This is a genomic window from Mesorhizobium sp. M1396 (assembly GCF_040317725.1).
Lineage (GTDB): Bacteria > Pseudomonadota > Alphaproteobacteria > Rhizobiales > Rhizobiaceae > Mesorhizobium.
Window position 1 is genome coordinate 1 of record NZ_JAMYLA010000051.1, and the last position, 17889, is coordinate 17889.

Annotated in this window: 14 protein-coding genes; 10 read left to right on the forward strand and 4 right to left on the reverse strand. The window is 63.3% G+C overall.

The window, feature by feature from the left end:
• Positions 1 to 181 precede the first annotated feature (181 nt).
• Genes proC through NKH02_RS26850 form a run of 3 tightly spaced genes read right to left on the reverse strand, consistent with a single transcriptional unit; the run spans position 182 to position 3371 of the window.
• Positions 182 to 997 carry a pyrroline-5-carboxylate reductase gene (gene proC, locus NKH02_RS26840; protein WP_352882725.1) on the reverse strand — a complete coding sequence of 272 codons (816 nt, stop codon included), beginning with the start codon at positions 995 to 997 and terminating at the stop codon, positions 182 to 184.
• 60 nt (positions 998 to 1057) lie between these two features.
• Positions 1058 to 2404 (reverse strand): O-antigen ligase family protein, encoded by a 1347-nt coding sequence (locus NKH02_RS26845; RefSeq protein WP_352882727.1) that lies wholly within the window; start codon positions 2402 to 2404, stop codon positions 1058 to 1060.
• The gene (locus NKH02_RS26850) at positions 2373 to 3371 is read right to left on the reverse strand and encodes a glycosyltransferase family 2 protein (protein ID WP_352882728.1); all 999 of its coding nucleotides are present in this window, start codon (positions 3369 to 3371) and stop codon (positions 2373 to 2375) included. The genes NKH02_RS26845 and NKH02_RS26850 overlap by 32 nt, the downstream gene beginning before the upstream one ends.
• A gap of 172 nt (positions 3372 to 3543) precedes the next feature.
• Here NKH02_RS26850 and NKH02_RS26855 point away from each other — a divergent pair, with 172 nt between their 5' ends.
• The 3 genes from NKH02_RS26855 to NKH02_RS26865 are packed head-to-tail and all read left to right on the forward strand — an operon-like array spanning position 3544 to position 6433.
• Positions 3544 to 4716: a glycosyltransferase family 4 protein gene (locus NKH02_RS26855; RefSeq protein WP_352882729.1), complete on the forward strand. Its 1173-nt coding sequence runs from the start codon at positions 3544 to 3546 to the stop codon at positions 4714 to 4716.
• A complete protein-coding gene (locus tag NKH02_RS26860) occupies positions 4713 to 5507 on the forward strand; it encodes a WecB/TagA/CpsF family glycosyltransferase (RefSeq protein WP_352882730.1) in 795 nt (264 codons plus the stop codon). The genes NKH02_RS26855 and NKH02_RS26860 overlap by 4 nt, the downstream gene beginning before the upstream one ends.
• On the forward strand, positions 5504 to 6433 hold the full coding sequence (locus NKH02_RS26865) for a DUF6492 family protein (protein ID WP_352882731.1): 930 nt from the start codon (positions 5504 to 5506) through the stop codon (positions 6431 to 6433). Before NKH02_RS26860 ends, NKH02_RS26865 begins: the two co-directional genes overlap by 4 nt.
• 25 nt (positions 6434 to 6458) lie before the next feature.
• Here NKH02_RS26865 and NKH02_RS26870 read toward each other — a convergent pair whose 3' ends face one another.
• Complete coding sequence (locus tag NKH02_RS26870) at positions 6459 to 7754, reverse strand: lipopolysaccharide biosynthesis protein (RefSeq protein WP_352882732.1); 1296 nt, start codon at positions 7752 to 7754, stop codon at positions 6459 to 6461.
• A 547-nt stretch (positions 7755 to 8301) separates the two neighbouring features.
• Here NKH02_RS26870 and NKH02_RS26875 point away from each other — a divergent pair.
• From NKH02_RS26875 to NKH02_RS26905, 7 genes are all read left to right on the forward strand, one after another.
• A complete protein-coding gene (locus tag NKH02_RS26875) occupies positions 8302 to 8799 on the forward strand; it encodes a Csu type fimbrial protein (protein WP_352869661.1) in 498 nt (165 codons plus the stop codon).
• Between the two features lie 21 nt (positions 8800 to 8820).
• Positions 8821 to 9540: a fimbrial biogenesis chaperone gene (locus NKH02_RS26880; RefSeq protein WP_352869659.1), complete on the forward strand. Its 720-nt coding sequence runs from the start codon at positions 8821 to 8823 to the stop codon at positions 9538 to 9540.
• Positions 9512 to 11932 carry a fimbria/pilus outer membrane usher protein gene (locus NKH02_RS26885; protein WP_352882733.1) on the forward strand — a complete coding sequence of 807 codons (2421 nt, stop codon included), beginning with the start codon at positions 9512 to 9514 and terminating at the stop codon, positions 11930 to 11932. The genes NKH02_RS26880 and NKH02_RS26885 overlap by 29 nt, the downstream gene beginning before the upstream one ends.
• Positions 11933 to 11946: 14 nt before the next feature.
• Complete coding sequence (locus NKH02_RS26890; protein ID WP_352882734.1) at positions 11947 to 12888, forward strand: Csu type fimbrial protein; 942 nt, start codon at positions 11947 to 11949, stop codon at positions 12886 to 12888.
• A gap of 319 nt (positions 12889 to 13207) precedes the next feature.
• Positions 13208 to 15766, forward strand: coding sequence for a GumC family protein (locus NKH02_RS26895; RefSeq protein WP_352882735.1), 2559 nt, complete (start codon positions 13208 to 13210; stop codon positions 15764 to 15766).
• Between the two features lie 180 nt (positions 15767 to 15946).
• Entirely contained in the window at positions 15947 to 16846 is a 900-nt protein-coding gene (folD, locus tag NKH02_RS26900) for a bifunctional methylenetetrahydrofolate dehydrogenase/methenyltetrahydrofolate cyclohydrolase FolD (protein ID WP_352882737.1), read from the forward strand.
• Between the two features lie 56 nt (positions 16847 to 16902).
• Positions 16903 to 17865: a GlxA family transcriptional regulator gene (locus NKH02_RS26905; protein WP_013530232.1), complete on the forward strand. Its 963-nt coding sequence runs from the start codon at positions 16903 to 16905 to the stop codon at positions 17863 to 17865.
• Positions 17866 to 17889: the final 24 nt, after the last annotated feature.

The following is a 17889-nucleotide window of genomic DNA, read 5'->3' on the forward strand; positions in this document are numbered from 1 at the left end:
CGGCCTGTCCTGTGAAAGGACGACCAGGATCCTCTCGGTCTCCTTCCCACTTCAAACATAGCATGGGAACAACACACAGGATCCTGGGGTCTGCGCTGCGTCGCTTCGCTCCTTGCTGCGCCCCAGGATGAAGAAAACCATGTGCATTTCCGCCAAGCCGTCAACATAAGGAGCTAGTGCCTTACTTCCCCAGCTCGATCGACCGCAACCGCGCTGCCTCGACTGCCTGCGTCAGCAGGTTGGTCAGCCGGTCCTCGCCCATCAGCACGTCTAGCGCCGCGGCCGTCGTACCATTGGGGCTGGTCACCTGCTGGCGCAGCACGCCCGGCTCCTCGCCGCTTTCGGCGGCAAGCGAGGCAGCACCGTAGACGGTCTGCTTGGCGAGCAGCTTGGCGGTTGCCGTCGGCAGGCCGGCCTTCTCGGCGGCCACGGTCAGCGCTTCGATGAAATGGAAGATGTAGGCCGGGCCCGACCCCGACACGGCGGTCACCGCGTCCATCAAACCCTCGTCGTCGATGGTGGCCACTTCGCCGCTCGCCGACAAAAGGTCGGCGACGAAACGCTTGGTGTCGTTGGAAACCAGTCTGTTGGAGAACACCACCATCATGCCCTTGCCGATCGCCGCCGGCGTGTTGGGCATGCAGCGCACGACTGGCGCGCGATTGCCCAGGACGTCCTCGAAGGTGGCGGAAGGCGTGCCGGCGGCGATGCTGACGAAGGTGGTGCGGCCATCGGCGAAGCGCTTGTAGGCGGCGGTGACGTCGCGGATCACCTGCGGCTTCACCGCGATGACGACGAGATCGGGCACGGCATCTGCCGGAATGCCGCTAGCATCGGCTGATGTCGCGCAGCCTAGCGTTTCCGCGCGATTGCGCAGATCGGCTTTGGGCTCGACCACGAAAACCGCCGACGGCGCAAGCTTGCCGGATTTCAGCCAGCCCGAGAGCATGGCGTAACCCATATTGCCGCAGCCGGCGAGAACAAGCCTGATCGTCATCGAAAGCCTCCCAAGGAAGGCCTTCACATAGACGCTGGCTGTTCCGTGGGGAAGCCCCCGTCAGGAGGAACGGGAAGATCGTGCACCGTGATCGGGGTCACGCACGGCCATCGGCCGCAGCGAAACTTGCCTCAGCCCAAGGACGCCGAGCACGAAGAACAGCCAGACCGGGTCGCCGCGATGGAAGAAGAAGCTTTCGAGGAAAGCGTTCAGCGCCGTGAACAGCACCACCATCATGAAGAAGTCGCCGAGAAAGATGTTTTCCCTGCGCAGCGGAATGCGCATGTAGTCGCGCAGCGGCGCGATGAGGAAGGTGTAAACCGCCACGCAAAGGGCCGGAATGCCCATCAGCACGGCAATATCGAGATAGCCGTTATGGCCGTGCACGATGGTTCTGATGTCCCACGGCCGGTCAAAAGGCTGGTCCTGGTTGAGCAAGAGCGGCGTGCCCCAGAAGCTTTCATAGCCGTAGCCGGTCCATGGCTTCTTCGCCAGCATGCCGCCGGCGAACTCCCACAGCGTCGTGCGGCCGGTATAGGTCATGTCGGGGAAATAGATCGCCGCCAGATGTTTCACCGGCGGCAGGAAGACGATGCCTAGCGTGCCGACCGCCGTGGCGATGATCGCCAGGGCAAACAGAATCGGCGTGCCGAGCCGCATGCCTATCAGGCTCGGGAACATCACGATCAGGATCGAGAACGGCACCAGGCCGGCTGTTGTCTTTGAGCCGGTGTGCAGCATGAAGATCATCGCCGCGAAGAAGATCCCGGCACCCCAGTACCGTTGCCCGCGCCGGTAGAGATAGAGGCCCGCGAAGCTGAGGCAGGCCATGATTGGGCCGGCGATGTTCTTGTGGGTGAACACGCCGCGCCACAGGCCGGCATGTTCGGGCTCCTGTGAGTCGGCGGTGTGCATCGCCTCGTGCGGAAAGACGATGAGGCCGAGATAGGAAAGGACCATGACCACGACGGCGGTGAAGATGATGACTTTTGAAAAAGCTTCGGCGTCGCGCGGCAGCACCAGGATCGTCGCCACCGTCAGGATGCCGATCAGCGTGAAGGAGGCGGCGCGCATCGCAGACGGCGGATCGGTCGCCAGGATCACCGACAGGAAAAAGAAACCCAGCATCAGCATCCAGGACGGGCTGAGCAGCGAGCGGACCACGCGCGGATCGGCAAAGGCCATCAGCGAGAAGATCGACATTGCGCCGAGCGAGCTGAAGCCAAGCTGGTTGACGATGTCGCCGCCTTGCCCCGTGAGTTCGGCGCCGGCCGGCTGGAATGGCCGGAAGGACACCATGGTGACGGTGAACAGAAGCGCCGCGATGGCGGTGGCCACGCCTTCGCGCGTGAACGCGGCGCTGAGCGGGGCGCGCTCAGTTTTTCTCAGGCTGGCGGTATTGCTCATTGGCATATCCGAATTCGGCCAGCACGCGGCCCAGCGCCACATGGACGGGGTAGATGGCGATCGCCGGTGATCCGGTTCGCACTAGGCGGATCAGGCCGCGAAACGGCGAGGCTGCAAGCAGCGCCAGGCTCTTCAGCAACACCTTGGCGCCGGCGAGTGGCCTGCCGGCGCGTTTCTTCTTTTCGACCAGTGTCGAGATCACGCCGTTGCGCAGGCTGCGGGCACGGATCCAGTCGGCTTCGATACGCCGGGCCGGAACGGTTTCTTGCACTTCCGCTTCGGCGCACCAGCCAAGCACGAAGCCGCTTTGCGCCGCCCGGCTCAGGAAATCGGAATCGCCGCCGCCCATGAAATTGAATTTGAGGTCGAGAAAGGGCGGCCCCATCGCGGTCAGCACGTTGCGTCCGACCAGAAGATTGCCGGAGGAATAGAGCGCGGGCACGCGTCCCGTCTCCCGGTAGGAAGGCGCGAACACCGGATGCTCGGCCCATCCCGCATGGGCGGGATCGGCAAACACGGGAACCTGCGGGCCGCCGACGACATCGGCGCCGAGCGTCTCGGCCGCCTTGCACATCCGTTCCAGCCACCGCGGATCGGCGATCTCATCGTCGTCGATGACCAGCAGATGCCGGAAGTTCGGGAACTGCAGGATCGCTGTCTGCCAGCCGGCATTGTAGGCGCTGCAATTGCCGCGCTCATGCGCGATGATGACCAGACCCGGTATCTCGCCGCGCTCGAACAGCGGCAGTGCCGCCTTGGCGCCGGCCCGCGCCTCGGCCTCGTTTTCCATGACGATGACGGCAAAGCGCCTGCCGGTCTGCTGTGCGCGCAGCGACGCCAGCGTTTCCAGCACCTGCTCGGGCCGCTTGAAAGTTGGCAAAGTGACGACCGCTTCGATGGCCTCGACGTCAAGCCGCGGCGAGCGTCCCGCGATCGATACCGAACCGTCCGATGGCAAAGGGATCATCCGTGTCCAGCCACATGGTGAGTTGGGTTCTGGGTAGCACCACGGTGATAAGGTTTCGTTAATCACCTTGCACGGAGAAGCCCCGCAGACAGGGGCTTTCGGTCGTCGAATGTGCTGGCTTAATCAAGGGTTCACCGCACTTTGCTACCGGCTGCACCACAGGATAGGTGAGATGCATCTGCTGTTCGCCACATCGATCGTGCCCGACGGCGCTCTCGCCTCGGGCTACGAGATCGCCAACGCCGCGATCATCGCCGCCTTGCGGCGCGCTGGCGCGCGAGTCACGGTCATCGGCTTCACCTGGCCGGGGAAACCCGCGGCCGATCCCGACAACACCATGGTGCTGGGTGCGATCGACGTGCGCACGGACAATGCCTCCGCACGGCAAAAGCTGGCCTGGGTCGGCAAGGCACTGCTTTCGGGCCTCACCTTCGCGTCGGCCAAGTTGCGCGCCGTGTCCGACGGCGCTGTTCTCGCCGCCATCGAGAGCGCCGGTCCGGTTGACGGCTATGTCTTGAATTCCGTGCAGTTCGCCGGCGCCTTCGAAAAACTGTTCGCTGACCGGCCTTCGATCTTCGTCGCCCACAATGTCGAGCATCTATCGGCGCGGGAGAACGCCGCTGCCGCCGGCGGCCCCTTTCAGCGCCAGTTGTTTCGCCGTGAGGCGAGGTTGCTCAAGATCGTGGAAGAGCGCCTCTGTCGCCGGGCGCGTTTCGTCTTCACGCTCGCCGAGGAAGACCGCGCGGCACTCGGTGTCGCCTCCGACGACCGCTCGGCGGTGCTGCCTTTGGTGACCGGCGTCGAGGCGCCGACCTGGAAAGGGCCGCGCCATATCGACTGCGATGCGGCTCTGATCGGCACCTGGACCTGGCAGCCGAACCGCATCGGCCTCGACTGGTTCCTGGGCAAGGTGGCGCCGCATCTGCGGCGCGACTTCCGCATCCGCATCGCCGGCAGCATGCCCGCGGGCGTCACGTCGAAGCATCCGGGTGTCGAATTTGTCGGCCGCGTGCCGGACGCACAGGCCTTCGTGCGTAGCGCTGCCGTCATCCCGCTGATCAGCACCGCGGGCAGCGGCGTCCAGTTGAAGACCATCGAAACCTTCGAGCTCGGCCTGCCGTCCGTCGCCACCAGCCGCTCGCTGCGCGGCATCGACCATCGCCCGTCCAATTGCGTCGTCACCGACGATCCCGCCGCCTTCGCCAGGGCTCTCGAAGCCGCGGCGGCCGACGTCCGCGACGTCGACGGCAGCACATTCCGGCGTTCGCAGGTCAAGGCGCTCGACACCGCCATCCGGCTCGGCCTCGAAAAGCTCGAGCCTGTCAGGCAGGAGGCGTTTGCATGAACATGCATTCCGCCCGCGCCGCGTTCGGGCACGACTCCCTGAAGACGATCCTCGGCATCCCGGTGGTTGCGATCCGCTGGAACGATGCCATTGTCCTGCTGAACCGGCTGATCGCCGAGCGGCGCTTCACCAAGGTCAGTTTCCTCAACGCCCACAACGCCAACATAGCCTATACCGACTCGGTCTTCGCCGAGGCGCTCGATGATTTCCTCATCCTGCCCGACGGCATCGGTGTCGATCTGGCGGCGAGACTTCTCTACGGGGCGCCGTTCCCGGACAATCTCAACGGCACCGATTTCGTCCCCGCCTTCCTGCAGGCCTCGACGACGCCGCTGACGGTCGGGCTGCTCGGCGCGACGCGCGTCAACGCCGAAGCGGCGTCGGTCAAGCTTGCGGCACTGGCCGTGCAGCACCGGTTCGTGGTCATCCATGACGGCTATTTCTCGACCGCCCAGCAGACGGAAATCGTCGATCGGATAGCCGCGCTGCGGCCCGACGTGCTGCTCGTCGCCATGGGTGTGCCGCGCCAGGAATTGTGGATCGAACGCCACATCGACGCACGCCACTGCACGCTGCCGATCGCCGTCGGCGCGCTGCTCGATTTCCTGAGCGGCTCGGTGCCCCGGGCGCCCTTGTGGATGCGCCGGCTGCGGCTCGAATGGCTGTTCCGGCTGGCTGTCGAACCGGGCCGCCTGTGGCGCCGCTATGTGGTCGGCAATCCTCTGTTCCTGCTGCGCGTCGTCAGGCAGAGATTCTCGCATGCACCCGAAGCTGCGGGAGACATCCGTTGAACAGCAGGTTCGTTCCGGGTGCCGCTGTCGAGCCTAGCCCGCTTCGGCGGATGCCGACGGCGGCACTGGTGACGGCAAGCTACGCGCCCGATTTCGAGCGCTGCCGCCTGTTGTGCGAGACACTCGATCGCCATGTTTCCGGCGCGGCGCACCACTATATTCTGGTCGAACATCGCGATATCTCGCTTTTCCGTCAGTTGGAGACCAGCTGGCGTACCATCGTCGACGAGCGGGAATTGCTGCCGCGCTGGCTGCACGCCTTCGACGACCCGCTCAGCCTGTTTCGTCGGCGCATCTGGCTCAGCCTGAAGACCCAGCCGCTGCGCGGCTGGCATGTGCAGCAGCTGCGCCGCATCGCGATATCGGCGCATGCATCCGAGGATGTGCTGATCTTCTGCGATTCCGACGTCGCTTTCCTCAAACCTTTCGACTGCGGCACTTTCTGGCATGATGGCAAGGCGCGGCTGTTCCGCCGCGACGGTGCGCTGGCGCACGAAGGTCATGAAGAGCATCGCATCTGGTCGCGCAACGCGGGTGCGGCGCTTGGCATCGACCCATCCCGGACATCGAACCACGACTACATCTCGACGCTGATCGCCTGGCGGCGCGACACCGTGCTGGCCATGTGCGGCGACATCGAGAAGGCCCATGGCCGAAACTGGGTCGAGGTCGTCGGCTCGGCGCGCAAATTCTCCGAATGCATGATCTACGGCCGCTATGTCGACGATCTGCTGGAGGGCGCCGGCCACTTCCACGGCTCGGAGGAGTTCTGCCGTGTGCACTGGACCGGCGAAGCGCTTTCGGACGACGAGTTCCGCCGCTTCGTTGCCGCCATGGCGCCGGAGCAGGTGGCCATCGGCATGCAATCCTTCATCGGCACCGACATCGGCCGCATTCGCCGTTTGATTGGGCTTAACGAAGCATGATCCCGAAAAGTGGGAACCGGAAGTCTTAGACCGGCTTCGCCGGCTTGCGCATCGCCGAATAGGTGAGCAGCGTCGAGGCGAGGTACAAAAGCAGGAAGACGACATTGAGCGACAGCACCAGGTTCGGCGTGTCGAGGATGGTCGTCAGCACATAGGTCAGCAACAGCGCCTTCAGTGCGGCGAGCAAGCCGAGATTGAGCGCCCGAACCAGCGTTTGGCCGCGCGCGAACAAAAGCTCGGCCTGGTATTCGACCAGATTGCGCAACCCCGGAACGCAGATCGCCAGCACCACCAGCGGGGCGGCCTCGGCGACATTCTTGCCAAGCGCATTGGGGAAGAAGTGCAGCACGATGCCGAGCGCCAGCAGCGCCGCTGTCGAGACCGCGAACACGCCGCCTTCGATGCCGCTCTTGACCGCCAGCCGTGACAGCATTTCCGGCGCGCGCATCATGCGCTGCACCAGCATCATCGAGAAGGTTCGGATCGGAATGGCGGTCAAGTCGACCAGCCGCATGATGATGGCGTAGACACCGGCCAGATGCGGGCCGCCTATCGCCAGAACCAGCAGCTTGTCGAACTCCATCTGCAGGTAGAACAGCACTTCTGCACCGGCGACATAGATGGAATCGGCCAGCCGCCGGAGATACGGCTCGATGCGCAGCCGCAGCCGCTGTCGCGGATAGAACCAGCCGAATGCCAGTATCAAGGAGGCGGCATTGGAGCCGATGTAGAACCACGACCATATCCAGACGCTGTGTTGCGCGGAGAACATGAACAGCACCGCGCCGAGCGCCCGCAGCGCCGTCGCCAGGATGGCCAGCACCGCGGCGCGGCCGAATTTGCCCAGACCGTTGTTGACGATCAGCGCCACCTCCACCGGCCGCCACAACAGCGCTTCGGCAAAGACGATTGCCGCAAACACCGCCAGCGGCACGGTGCTGGCGAAGAAGATCAGATAGACGCCGAACGAGGCGGCCGCCAGGAGCGGCAACGACAGCAGGCCGAGCAGCAGGAAGCCGGCGGTGAAGGTGCCGATCAGATTGGGGCGGATAGTGGCGGTGCGGTAGAGTGCCGAGATGAAACCGAAGGCGAGGATGCGCGACAGCATGACGCCGGCCGCCGACGCCGTGGCGAACATGCCGAACTCGGAAATGGACAGCGTGTTGGCCAGCGCGATGAAATAGGCGAGTGAAAACACCAGTCGCCCACCGGCGCCGCTGATCGCCGAGAAATAGTCGCGAAGCAGCCCCCGTCGTTCGGCCAAAAAGCTGCCGATCCGGGCGAGGGGCAGCCTTTGCGGTATGTCACTGGCCTGCGTCATGTCTCAAACAGAGCCTAGGCCGGAAAGCTTAACGTGCCGTTCTGGAGCTTAAGGCTGTGTTGTTGGCAAGCGGCGGGCTTTTTGCCGGTCTATCCGCGCCCGCTGATCTGGCAAAATCGGTTTCGGACTTGATCGGCCCGGCCGTGAAGATTATCCGTCGCGTTTCTCCTCGTACTTCCGGTCGAGGATCCAAAGCGCGATCTCCCAGGCTCGGGCGCGGGTACCAGTGACCACGCATTGTCCCGCCCTTCAGCTTGATTAGACCAATCAGTTAATAGGCTGGTTCGACGCCTCCGTTGCGGCTCATCCAACGCTAGCGGCGCGGAATCAAGTTCCTAATTTCCGCTTTGAAAGTTTCATTTGTTAATAATTTAGGTATTGCTAATGCAAAGGAAGTCAAAAGTCAGCGTCTCAATAAGCGGTTGTATTGAAAAGCCCTTCCGATATGCTTTGACCAACGCTTGGTCATCACGTTGGGGGGCACCCGCGACAGGTGAAAGGGGCGTAGTGGCATGCGTTAAGGGCACTCTGAAGAAGGGAACCGTGCATGCTTAGGAGATCTCTCGCATCGAGTATTGCGGCGCTTGCCGCGATCGTGCCGCCGGGCCCGGCGTTCGCCGCGACGGCGACCGGCAACATGACCGTTCGCATCACCATCCAGGCCGAATGCAAAGTTCAGACCGCCAGCGATTTGGATTTCGGCACGAGGGGCGTCATCGATGCCAATGTCGATCTGACCAGCACGATAGGCGTGCAATGCACGACCGGACAAACCTACAATGTCGGGTTGAGTGCCGGTGGCGGCGCCGGCGCGACCGTTACAACTCGCAAAATGACCGGCCCGGCGGCGGCGACAATCAGTTACGCGCTTTACCGGGACACGGCTCGCACACAAAATTGGGGTATTACGGTCGGCACCGACACAGTCGCGGGAACCGGCAACGGCAGTGTCCAGAACTTGACCGTTTACGGACGGGTGCCGCCGCAATCCACACCGGCGGCCGGCGTTTATACCGACACCGTCGCGATCACCGTTACCTACTGACAACAGCGAAGCGAGAACGACATGCGAACCATGCTTTCAAGCATTGGCGCGGCGGCCCTTGTTCTGCTGTGCGCCGGATTTTCACAAGCCGCCTCGCTGAGGGTAGCCCCGACCAATCTCGAACTGATTGCACCAGACAGTGCTGCGGTTCTCAACCTCCACAATGACGCGAAGCGGCCGATCAACGTACAAGTCCGCGTCTTCAGATGGACGCAGGTGGATGGCGTTGAACGGCTGGAGCCGACGTCGGACGTGGTGGCCAGCCCGCCTTCAACCAAACTCGGCCCCGACGCCGACTACGTGGTCCGGGTCCTGCGGGTCGGCAAGGCGCCGGTTCGAACCGAGGAAAGCTATCGCGTTGTCGTCGATGAGCTGCCGGACCCTTCGCGCCGACAGGCCGGGACCGTGACCCTGGTCCTGCGGTATTCGATCCCGGTCTTCTTCCGCAGTCCCGACGCTTCGACGCCGAACGTGTCGTTCAGTCTTTCGCGCGCCGGCGGTGGGCTGATCCTCAAGGCACGCAACGACGGTGATAGCCGACTGAGACTGTCAAACATCACTCTCAACCAGGGAGGTAAAAAACTAGCGAGCCGCAGCGGACTTGTTGGCTACGTTTTGGGTGGGGCATCAATGCAATGGCCGATCGGCAGCGGCAAATCGCTGTCCGGAAGCTCCGTGACGCTTAAGGCGCAGAGCGATTTTGGACCATTCGATGCCACAGTCGCCGTTCAGGGTCGCTAGCACCGCGGCTGCCGGCGTTCTTGTGATTTGCTCTTCGTCGCAGGTGAACTCGCAAGAGATTCCGGACGCACCGGCACAAGACATTTCCAATTCGGCTCGGCCCGCTGGGCGCGATCTCTATTTGGAAGTGTTTATCAACGACATTTCATCTAAGATGATCGGCAACTTCAAGGAACTGCCGGATGGCGGCCTTGCGGCCGCCCCAGGGGAACTGCAGGAGGTCGGCCTCAAACCACGCGAGGAGGTGATCGACGCCGATGGCCTCGCCAGGCTTGATCGGTTGCCGGGCATTTCCTTTCGCGTCGATGAGACGGCGCAGCGGCTTTATGTCACCACCACCAATGACGGTCGTGCCGCCCGCACGATCGATGTCGGCCCGGCGGAGAAGCAGGATCGGCTGAAGCCGCAATCGGGCTACGGGGCCGTCCTCAACTATTCCCTCTTTGCAAGCTCGAACACGCTGTTCGATGATAACGTCGAGTTGTTCCAGGGCGTCTCAGGCGCCTTCGATGCACGCGCCTTCAGCCCGTACGGAACGCTGGCCCAGTCATTCATTGCCGGCTACTCTGAAGGGGAACTCCAGGACCTCACCCGCCTGAACACCACCTGGAGTTATTCGGACCCTGACCGCATGGTCACCTACAGGGCGGGAGATTTCGTTTCCGGTGGCCTGTCATGGACCCGGCCTGTTTATCTCGGCGGCATCCAGGCACAGCGCAATTTTTCCCTTCGTTCGGATCTGGTCACCCTTCCACTCCCCTCGTTTGAAGGCACGGCTGCCGTGCCTTCAACCCTAGAGGTCTATACCCAGAATGTACGCACCTACGCCGGCAACGTGGCGGCAGGGCCATTCCAGGTCGTCAACGTGCCGGTGTTCACGGGAGCCGGAGAGGCACGCGTGGTGCTGCGAGACAGTCTTGGAAGGGAAACCACGGCAACGCTTCCGTTCTACGCATCCAGTATGCTCCTGCGACAGGGCCTGCTTGATTTTTCGGCCGAGGCCGGACTTCCGCGCCGAAATTTCGGCGTCGAATCCAACGACTACGACCAGCGCGTCATGGGCGTCGCCACCGCCCGCTACGGGCTTGCCAACTGGCTGACGCTCGAGGGCCATTTCGAGGGCGGTCAAGAGCTGCTCAACGGGGGATTGGGTGTTGCCTTTCCGCTCGGACCGTATGGCGCTGCTTCGGTTGCGGTTGCGGGAAGCCACCACGACGGAGACACCGGCTCGTTGGTGAACGCGTCGCTGGAACTCACCTACGAGGGATGGTCGCTGTACGGCAGGGTTCAAAGGGCGTTCGGAGACTATGAGGACATCGCCTCGGTGACGGCCGAACCAGAATTCTCGGGACCGGATGGTCTTCCGATCTTCAGTCCCGGCGTTCCGCGCGCGATCGATCAGGTAACGCTGAGCGTGCCGATGCCGCTCGATCTGTCGAGTCTCAACCTTTCCTACACCCACCTGGAGGATGCCGAAGGCGAGCAGAGCCAGATTGTCGGGCTCTCCTACAGCCAGCAGATATTCAAGCGAAGCACGCTCTACGCTACGGCGTTCACAGACCTTGAAGACCGCGACAGTTTTGGCGTCTTCGCGGGGATCTCGGTTCCCTTCGGCGAAGGCATCACCGCCTCCACGGGAGTAGAGCAAGGCCCCAATGGTGTGAACGTCGTGGCCGACGTCGCCAAGGCAGAGCGGCTTGAGAACGGAAGCATCGGCTGGCGTGCGCGGACATCGGAAGGAGACGTTCCCAACCGCTCGGCGGCGGTCAGCTATCGCGCTCCGTTCGCGCGCTTCGAGGCCGGCGTCCAGCAGTATGATCACGATGTTCGGGCGACGGCGCGGATGGATGGCGCAATCGCGGTGGCCGGCGGCAGCGTATTCGCAGCCAACCGGATCGACGACGCCTTTGCCGTCGTGGATGTTGGCACGCCGGGCGTGGAGGTTGAACGTCAGAACAGACCTGTCGGCAAGACCGACCGTCGTGGCCGTATTCTTGTGCCTGATCTCAATTCCTACGAACTGAACACGATTTCGATCGATCCGAAAAATCTGCCGGTCGACGCCGATGTTCCGGCCACCAGGGAAACGGTCGTGCCCGCCGACCGTAGCGGCGTGGTTGTGAAATTCGGAGTCTCGGAAACGCCGCGGGCCGCGCTGGTTACCATTGCGGACAAGGGCGGGGCGCCATTGCAAGCCGGCCTTTCCGGCAAGCTTGAGGGCAGCTCTGAAGACTTCTTCGTCGGTTATGACGGCCAAGCCTACATTCGCGGGCTGAGGGCGCACAACGCAATCGTCATCGATCTGAGTGACGGAAAGACCTGTCGCGCCGAGTTTCCTTACAAGCCAGTGCCGGGAAAACAGGTCGTGATCAACGATCTGAAATGCTTGTGAGAAAAGGATCAACCATGCTTCGTGCCGTCGGTTTTGTCCTCTTCTTGGTGTTGCCCTCGCTGTCTTTTGCGCAAAGTTGCAGTTTCAGCAGTTCCAACCTGAATTTCGGAAGCGTCGACACCCTATCTGGCAGCCAGACTAACTCAACAGCTTCGATCAGCGTAGACTGCACCGGGATTGGCCTGCAGCGCATCCTGATCTGTCCCAATCTCGCTGAGGGCAGCGGCGGAGCAACGTCCGCTGCGGCGCGTCAGATGCTGAGCGGAGCCAATCCACTCAACTATCAGATCTATTCGGATTCGACGCGCAGCGTTATCTGGGGTTCGTACAGCTGGCCCTATGCCGCCCGTTCGCCGGCCTATGCCCTGACGCTGAACGCTCTGGGATCAGGATCGGGGGCAATTACCATCTACGGCGCTGTTCTGGGCGGACAGTCGACGGCTGTTCCCGGAAGCTATCTTTCGACGTTTTCCGGTGCGAACACACCGTTTCGTTATCGCTATAGTCTCGGCAGTGACTGTACGACGTCGGCGGGCACCGCAACCACCACCAATTTTACGGTGAACGCGTCCGTGGCAGCGAACTGTCTCGTCACGGTCCAGAACATCGACTTCGGCGCCAAAGGGGTGCTAAGCGCCAATGTCGACGCCACCGGCGGGGTTTCCGTCACCTGTACCTCGGGGACGGCCTACACCGTATCCCTCAATGGTGGCACCACAAATTCGGCCCCGACGGCGCGCAAGATGTCGAAGGGTGCCGAGACCGTTACCTATGGCCTCTACAAGGACACGGCACGCTCGCAACCATGGGGCGATACGGCGACGCCCGGAAGCACGGTGCCCGGTACCGGAAACGGTCTCGTCCAAGCATTGACGGTGTATGGCCGGGTGCCGCCGCAGACGACGCCCTCGGCCGGCGTCTATACGGATACGGTGGTGGTGACGATCACATACTGATCGTTGGTTGCATGACGGCACGCCAAGATATCCAATTTTACTCACGCCCGCCTTCTGGGAAGAGAATACGCCAGCCGACCTCTGACTTCGCAGAGGGACAGCATTCTGGGTGGCCTGGCTTAACGGCCCCTTAACCATACCAGTGCCAAGTTCCAAACCAACGAGTCCATGGCCAAACGAACTGCCCAGTTCGCCTATTTCTGCCCATTTGACGCCAAAAGAAGTTCCCACTTCGCGGAATTCTGGGCTTGTAAGTTTAGCGTGGGCTAACGAATGGCCAATCGCCGTTCGCAGGTCGCCAAGGGTAAAGTTCCGGACGATGGTCGACAGGGAAAACCGCGAAGACTGGAAGCGCGAGCGCTCGTTGCTGGCGCTAGGCCAGGCTGTGCGCGGCGACGAACCCGACGCGTCCCTGGTCTCGATCGGGGACCGGGCAGACCCGTCATGGCGCGAGGATGCCGCCACGCGTCATCGTCTCGCCCGTTCACAACGCGAAACGCGGACGAACCCGAAGCTGTCGGATCCGGCCGCAACGGACGGGTATCAGGCTGGCTATGAGACGGCCTCGTCGGTGACCCCTGCGCAAACCACGCCACGGACACAATCTACCGAAACCGCAGCCGCCTATCGCCCCGATCCTGCATCCGGACCCTATCGTTCAGGCGACGCGCCGGCATCCCACGACGACGGCGCCGACAGCCAGCGGTGGAAGCCGCTGATCGATCCGATGCAGGTCGTCCGTGGTGTTGGCAAGTCGAAGACGCTGATCGTGACGACGACGATACTGGGTGCCGCGCTCGGCATTGCCATCGCTCTGTCGACGCCGAAGAAATACGAAGCCACCACCGAACTGATCGTCGATCCGCGCGACCTGAAGCTCACCGATCGCGACCTCACCCAGTCGGTCGTCGCTTCCGACGCGACGCTGGCCATCGTCGAAAACCAGGTCCGGGTGCTGACATCAGGCACTGTTCTCAACAAGGTCGTCGACAAGCTCAATCTCGTCAACGACCCGGAATTCAATGGGCAGGGCGGCGGCCTCGGCGTCATGTCGCTCATCCGCTCCGTCCTGTCACGCAATGACGGGCCAGGTGGTGTCGACGACACCCGTCGCCGGGCGCTTGCCGTCGGCAATCTGGCCGAGAGCCTTTCGGTGGAACGCGGTGGCAAGACCTTCGTCATCACCGTCAGCGCCACCACGCAGAATGGCGAGAAATCGGCACTGATCGCCAACACGATGACGGATGTCTTCCTGCAGACCTTCGGCCAGATCCAGTCGGATACCGCAGGCCGCGCCACCGACGAACTGACGGCAAGACTGGACGAACTGCGCAAGGGCGTCGAGGCGGCCGAGCGAAAGGTCGAGGATTTCAGGGCCTCGCACGACCTTGTCGACGCGCAGGGCCACCTCATCAGCGAGGATGAGATGATGAAGCTCAACGAGCAGCTGGCGGTTGCCCGCGCCCGCACGCTTGAACTCAACGCCCGGGCCGCTTCGGCGCGTTCGGTCGACGTCAACTCTGTTCTCACCGGCACCTTGCCGGAGGAGATCAACTCCAACACGATGAGCGATCTGCGTTCGCAATATGCGTCGCTCAAGCAGGAGGCTGATCGCGCCGCCATCCGATTCGGCCCGCGCCACCCCGAACTCCAGGCGCTCAATGCTCAGCTTGCCGGTGCACGCGACCGCATCGCAGCCGAGCTGCGCCGCATCGGCTCGTCGCTGCAGGTCGACCTCAAGCGCGCGGTCCAGCTCGAACAGGATCTCGCCTCTCGTCTGGCGCAGCTGAAGGTTCGCAGCGGCGACGTCAACGGCGATCTGGTGTCGATGCGCGAACTGGAGCGCGAGGCTACCGCCAAGCGCTCCGTCTACGAACAGTATCTGCTGCGCGCCAAGGAGACCGGCGAGCAGAAGGACATCAACACCGCCAACATCAACGTGATCTCGAAGGCCTTCGCGCCGCTGGAGGCGAACGGGCCGTCGCGGGTCGTGGTGGCGCTTGCCGGCCTGTTGCTGGGCTTTGCCTCCGGGATTGGGCTCGGTGCCATGCGCGGCGCCTATGAGAGCCTGCGCGACACCGCCAATTCGCGATCGCGCCGCGACCGCGGCGCGGACCAGCGCCGGACGCCCTACGAGGACAAGCCATATCGGGCAGCACCCCCGCCGGCGCCGCAACCACCCGCGCAGCAACCATCGACACCACCAACTGCGCCGCCACCGCCCGTAGCACCACCGCCTGTCCAGCAGGCCGAGATCACGCCGGATGAAGGCCCCGGCAGGGTCAGCGCGCTGCTGTCGAGGCTGCGCAAGGCCGTGTCCCGCAAGCCGTCCCCGGAAGAGCCCTTCGATACCGAGTGGGTTTCCGCGGAAAACGGGAAGCCAACGCAAGATCCGGCGTACTCCCCCTATCCCCAGTCGGCGCCGGCCTTTACGCCTCGGCAGCAGGTCGCGGCGGCCTACCCGCCGCCGCTGCCGCCGCCCGTCCGGTCCGGTAATCCTGTTCCCTCTGCCCAGCAGATGGCGCCGCCGCCTCAGCCTCCGCACATGGTGCCGCCGCGAGCGTATTCGGGCCCGCAACTCTATCCCTACGCGCAGCCTTTGGCCTACACGCAGCAGCCTGGCTATCCGCAGTCCATGTCGGCCCCCAATGCCGGGCAGCTGCCCTATCCGCCTCAGCCTGCTTCCGCGCTCTATCCGCAACATCCCACCTCGCCGCAGCAGGAGACCCAGCCTCGCGAGCCATCTGTGGAGGCGCGGCAGGCCGAGCAGGACGTCGAACCGCAAGCGCCAATCGAGGAAATCCGCGCCAGCCTGCGCGAATTCCGTGAAGCAGTTCGCGAACTCACCGAGAGCCGCGCGCGCCGCCGTTACTTCTGAGCCACAAAATTCTTCGCGCTGTCGTACAAAAACATGCCGGTTTCGCGTAAACGGCATGGGACGGCGCTTTGGCGGGATTGCGTGTTGGAATTTTCGTGAAGATGCCACGCTGTGAAAGATCAGAAAGCGCGTAGCTTCCGGAAGCGCCGCGCTTGGGCATTTTGGTGTTGAGGGTAGTCCATGGCCGAAGTGATTGATGGTAAGAGCGTTGCCGAAGACGTTGTGCGGACGGTCAAGACGCTGACGGCCGAGCTTGTCGCCAAAGGCAAGGCCAAGCCCGGTCTTGCCGTGGTCATCGTCGGCGAGGATCCGGCCAGCCAGGTCTATGTCGCCTCCAAATCGCGCACCGCCAAGGAATGCGGCTTTCATTCCGTGCAGCACACGCTGCCGGCCGAAACCTCCGAACCGGAATTGCTGAACATCATCGGCGACCTCAACGCCGATCCGGCCATCAACGGCATCCTGGTGCAGCTTCCGCTGCCTGCCCATATCGACGCCGGCAAGATCATCCAGACCATCGCGTCGGAAAAGGATGTCGACGGCTTCCATTTCATCAATGTCGGCAAGCTCGGCACCGGTGAACTCGAGACTGCCTTCGTGCCCTGCACGCCGGCCGGCTCGATGCTTCTGATCGAGCGGGTGCGCGGCAAGGATTTGTCCGGCCTGAATGCCGTCGTCGTCGGCCGCTCCAACATCGTCGGCAAGCCCATGGCCAACCTCTTGCTTGCCGCCAACTGCACCGTCACCATTGCCCACAGCCGCACCAAAGACCTGCCGGCACTTGCCCGCACCGCCGACATTCTGGTCGCGGCCGTCGGCCGGCCGGAGATGATCAGGGGCGATTGGGTGAAGCCCGGCGCCACCGTCATCGATGTCGGCATCAATCGCATTCCCGCACCCGAAAAGGGCGAGGGCAAGTCGCGCCTCGTCGGCGACGTCGCCTATGCCGAAGCGGCCAAGGCCGCCGGCGCCATCACGCCGGTGCCCGGCGGCGTCGGGCCGATGACCATTGCCATGCTGATGGCCAATACGTTAGCCTCGGCCTACCTTGCGGCCGGATTGAAACGGCCGTCCTTCTGACCCGCCAGAAAGCCGCAACTTTGCCGAACCCCAGTGTTCCCTCAGAACGGCCGGTCATGACTGATCCCGTTCAAGGCGGCAGGCAGTTCGCTTTCCTGCTGGTCGACAAGTTCTCCATGTTCTCGCTGGCCGCGGCGATCGATACGTTCCGGTCGGCGAACCGGTTGCTCGGCCGCGACTTCTACGGCTGGACCACGGTGTCGGCCGACGGCGATCCGGTGATGGCCTCCAATGGCCTGCCGCTCAAGATCGACTACGCCGTCGCCGACCTGCCGCCGGTCGATATCCTCTTCGTTTCCGTCGGGCTGACGACGGAATTTCCCGGCAAGAGCAAGGTGCTGGCGGCGCTGCGCAGCTGGGGCCGGCGCGGCAATGCGCTGGGTGCCTTGTCGGTCGGCTCCTACCTGCTTGCCGAGGCAGGCCAGCTCGAAGGCTATCGCTGCACCATCCATTGGGAAAACCGCGCCGGCTTCGTCGAGCGCTTCCCCGACATCAACTGCACGGGCAATGTCTTCGAGATCGATCGCAAGCGCTACACCTGCGCTGGCGGCACCACCTCGATCGACCTGATGCTGGAGATCGTGCGCGGCGATTTCGGCTCGAATCTCGCCAATGGCGTCGCCAACCAGTTCCAGCACGAACGCATCCGCTCGGCCGGCGACCGCCAGCGTGTCGGTCCGGAACGCGACCTGACCGGCAAGTCGGAGAAGCTTAGGCGCATTGTCGAACTGATGGCCGACCACCTCGACGAGCCGCTGTCGGCGGTGCAGCTGGCAAAATCCGCCGGCCTGTCGGTGCGCCAGGTGGAGCGCCTGTTCCTGCGCCATCTCAGCGTCACGCCCGGCCGTTATTATATGCGGCTGCGGCTGGAACGGGCGCGCGAACTGCTGCGCCAGACCAACATGCCGATCCTCGACGTGGCGATCGCGACCGGCTTCACCTCGCATTCCTATTTCGCCCAGAGCTACCGGCTGCAATTCGGCAGGCCGCCCTCGGAAGAGCGCCGCACGACCTACTGACCGGGTTTTCGCTTCGGTTGAAAA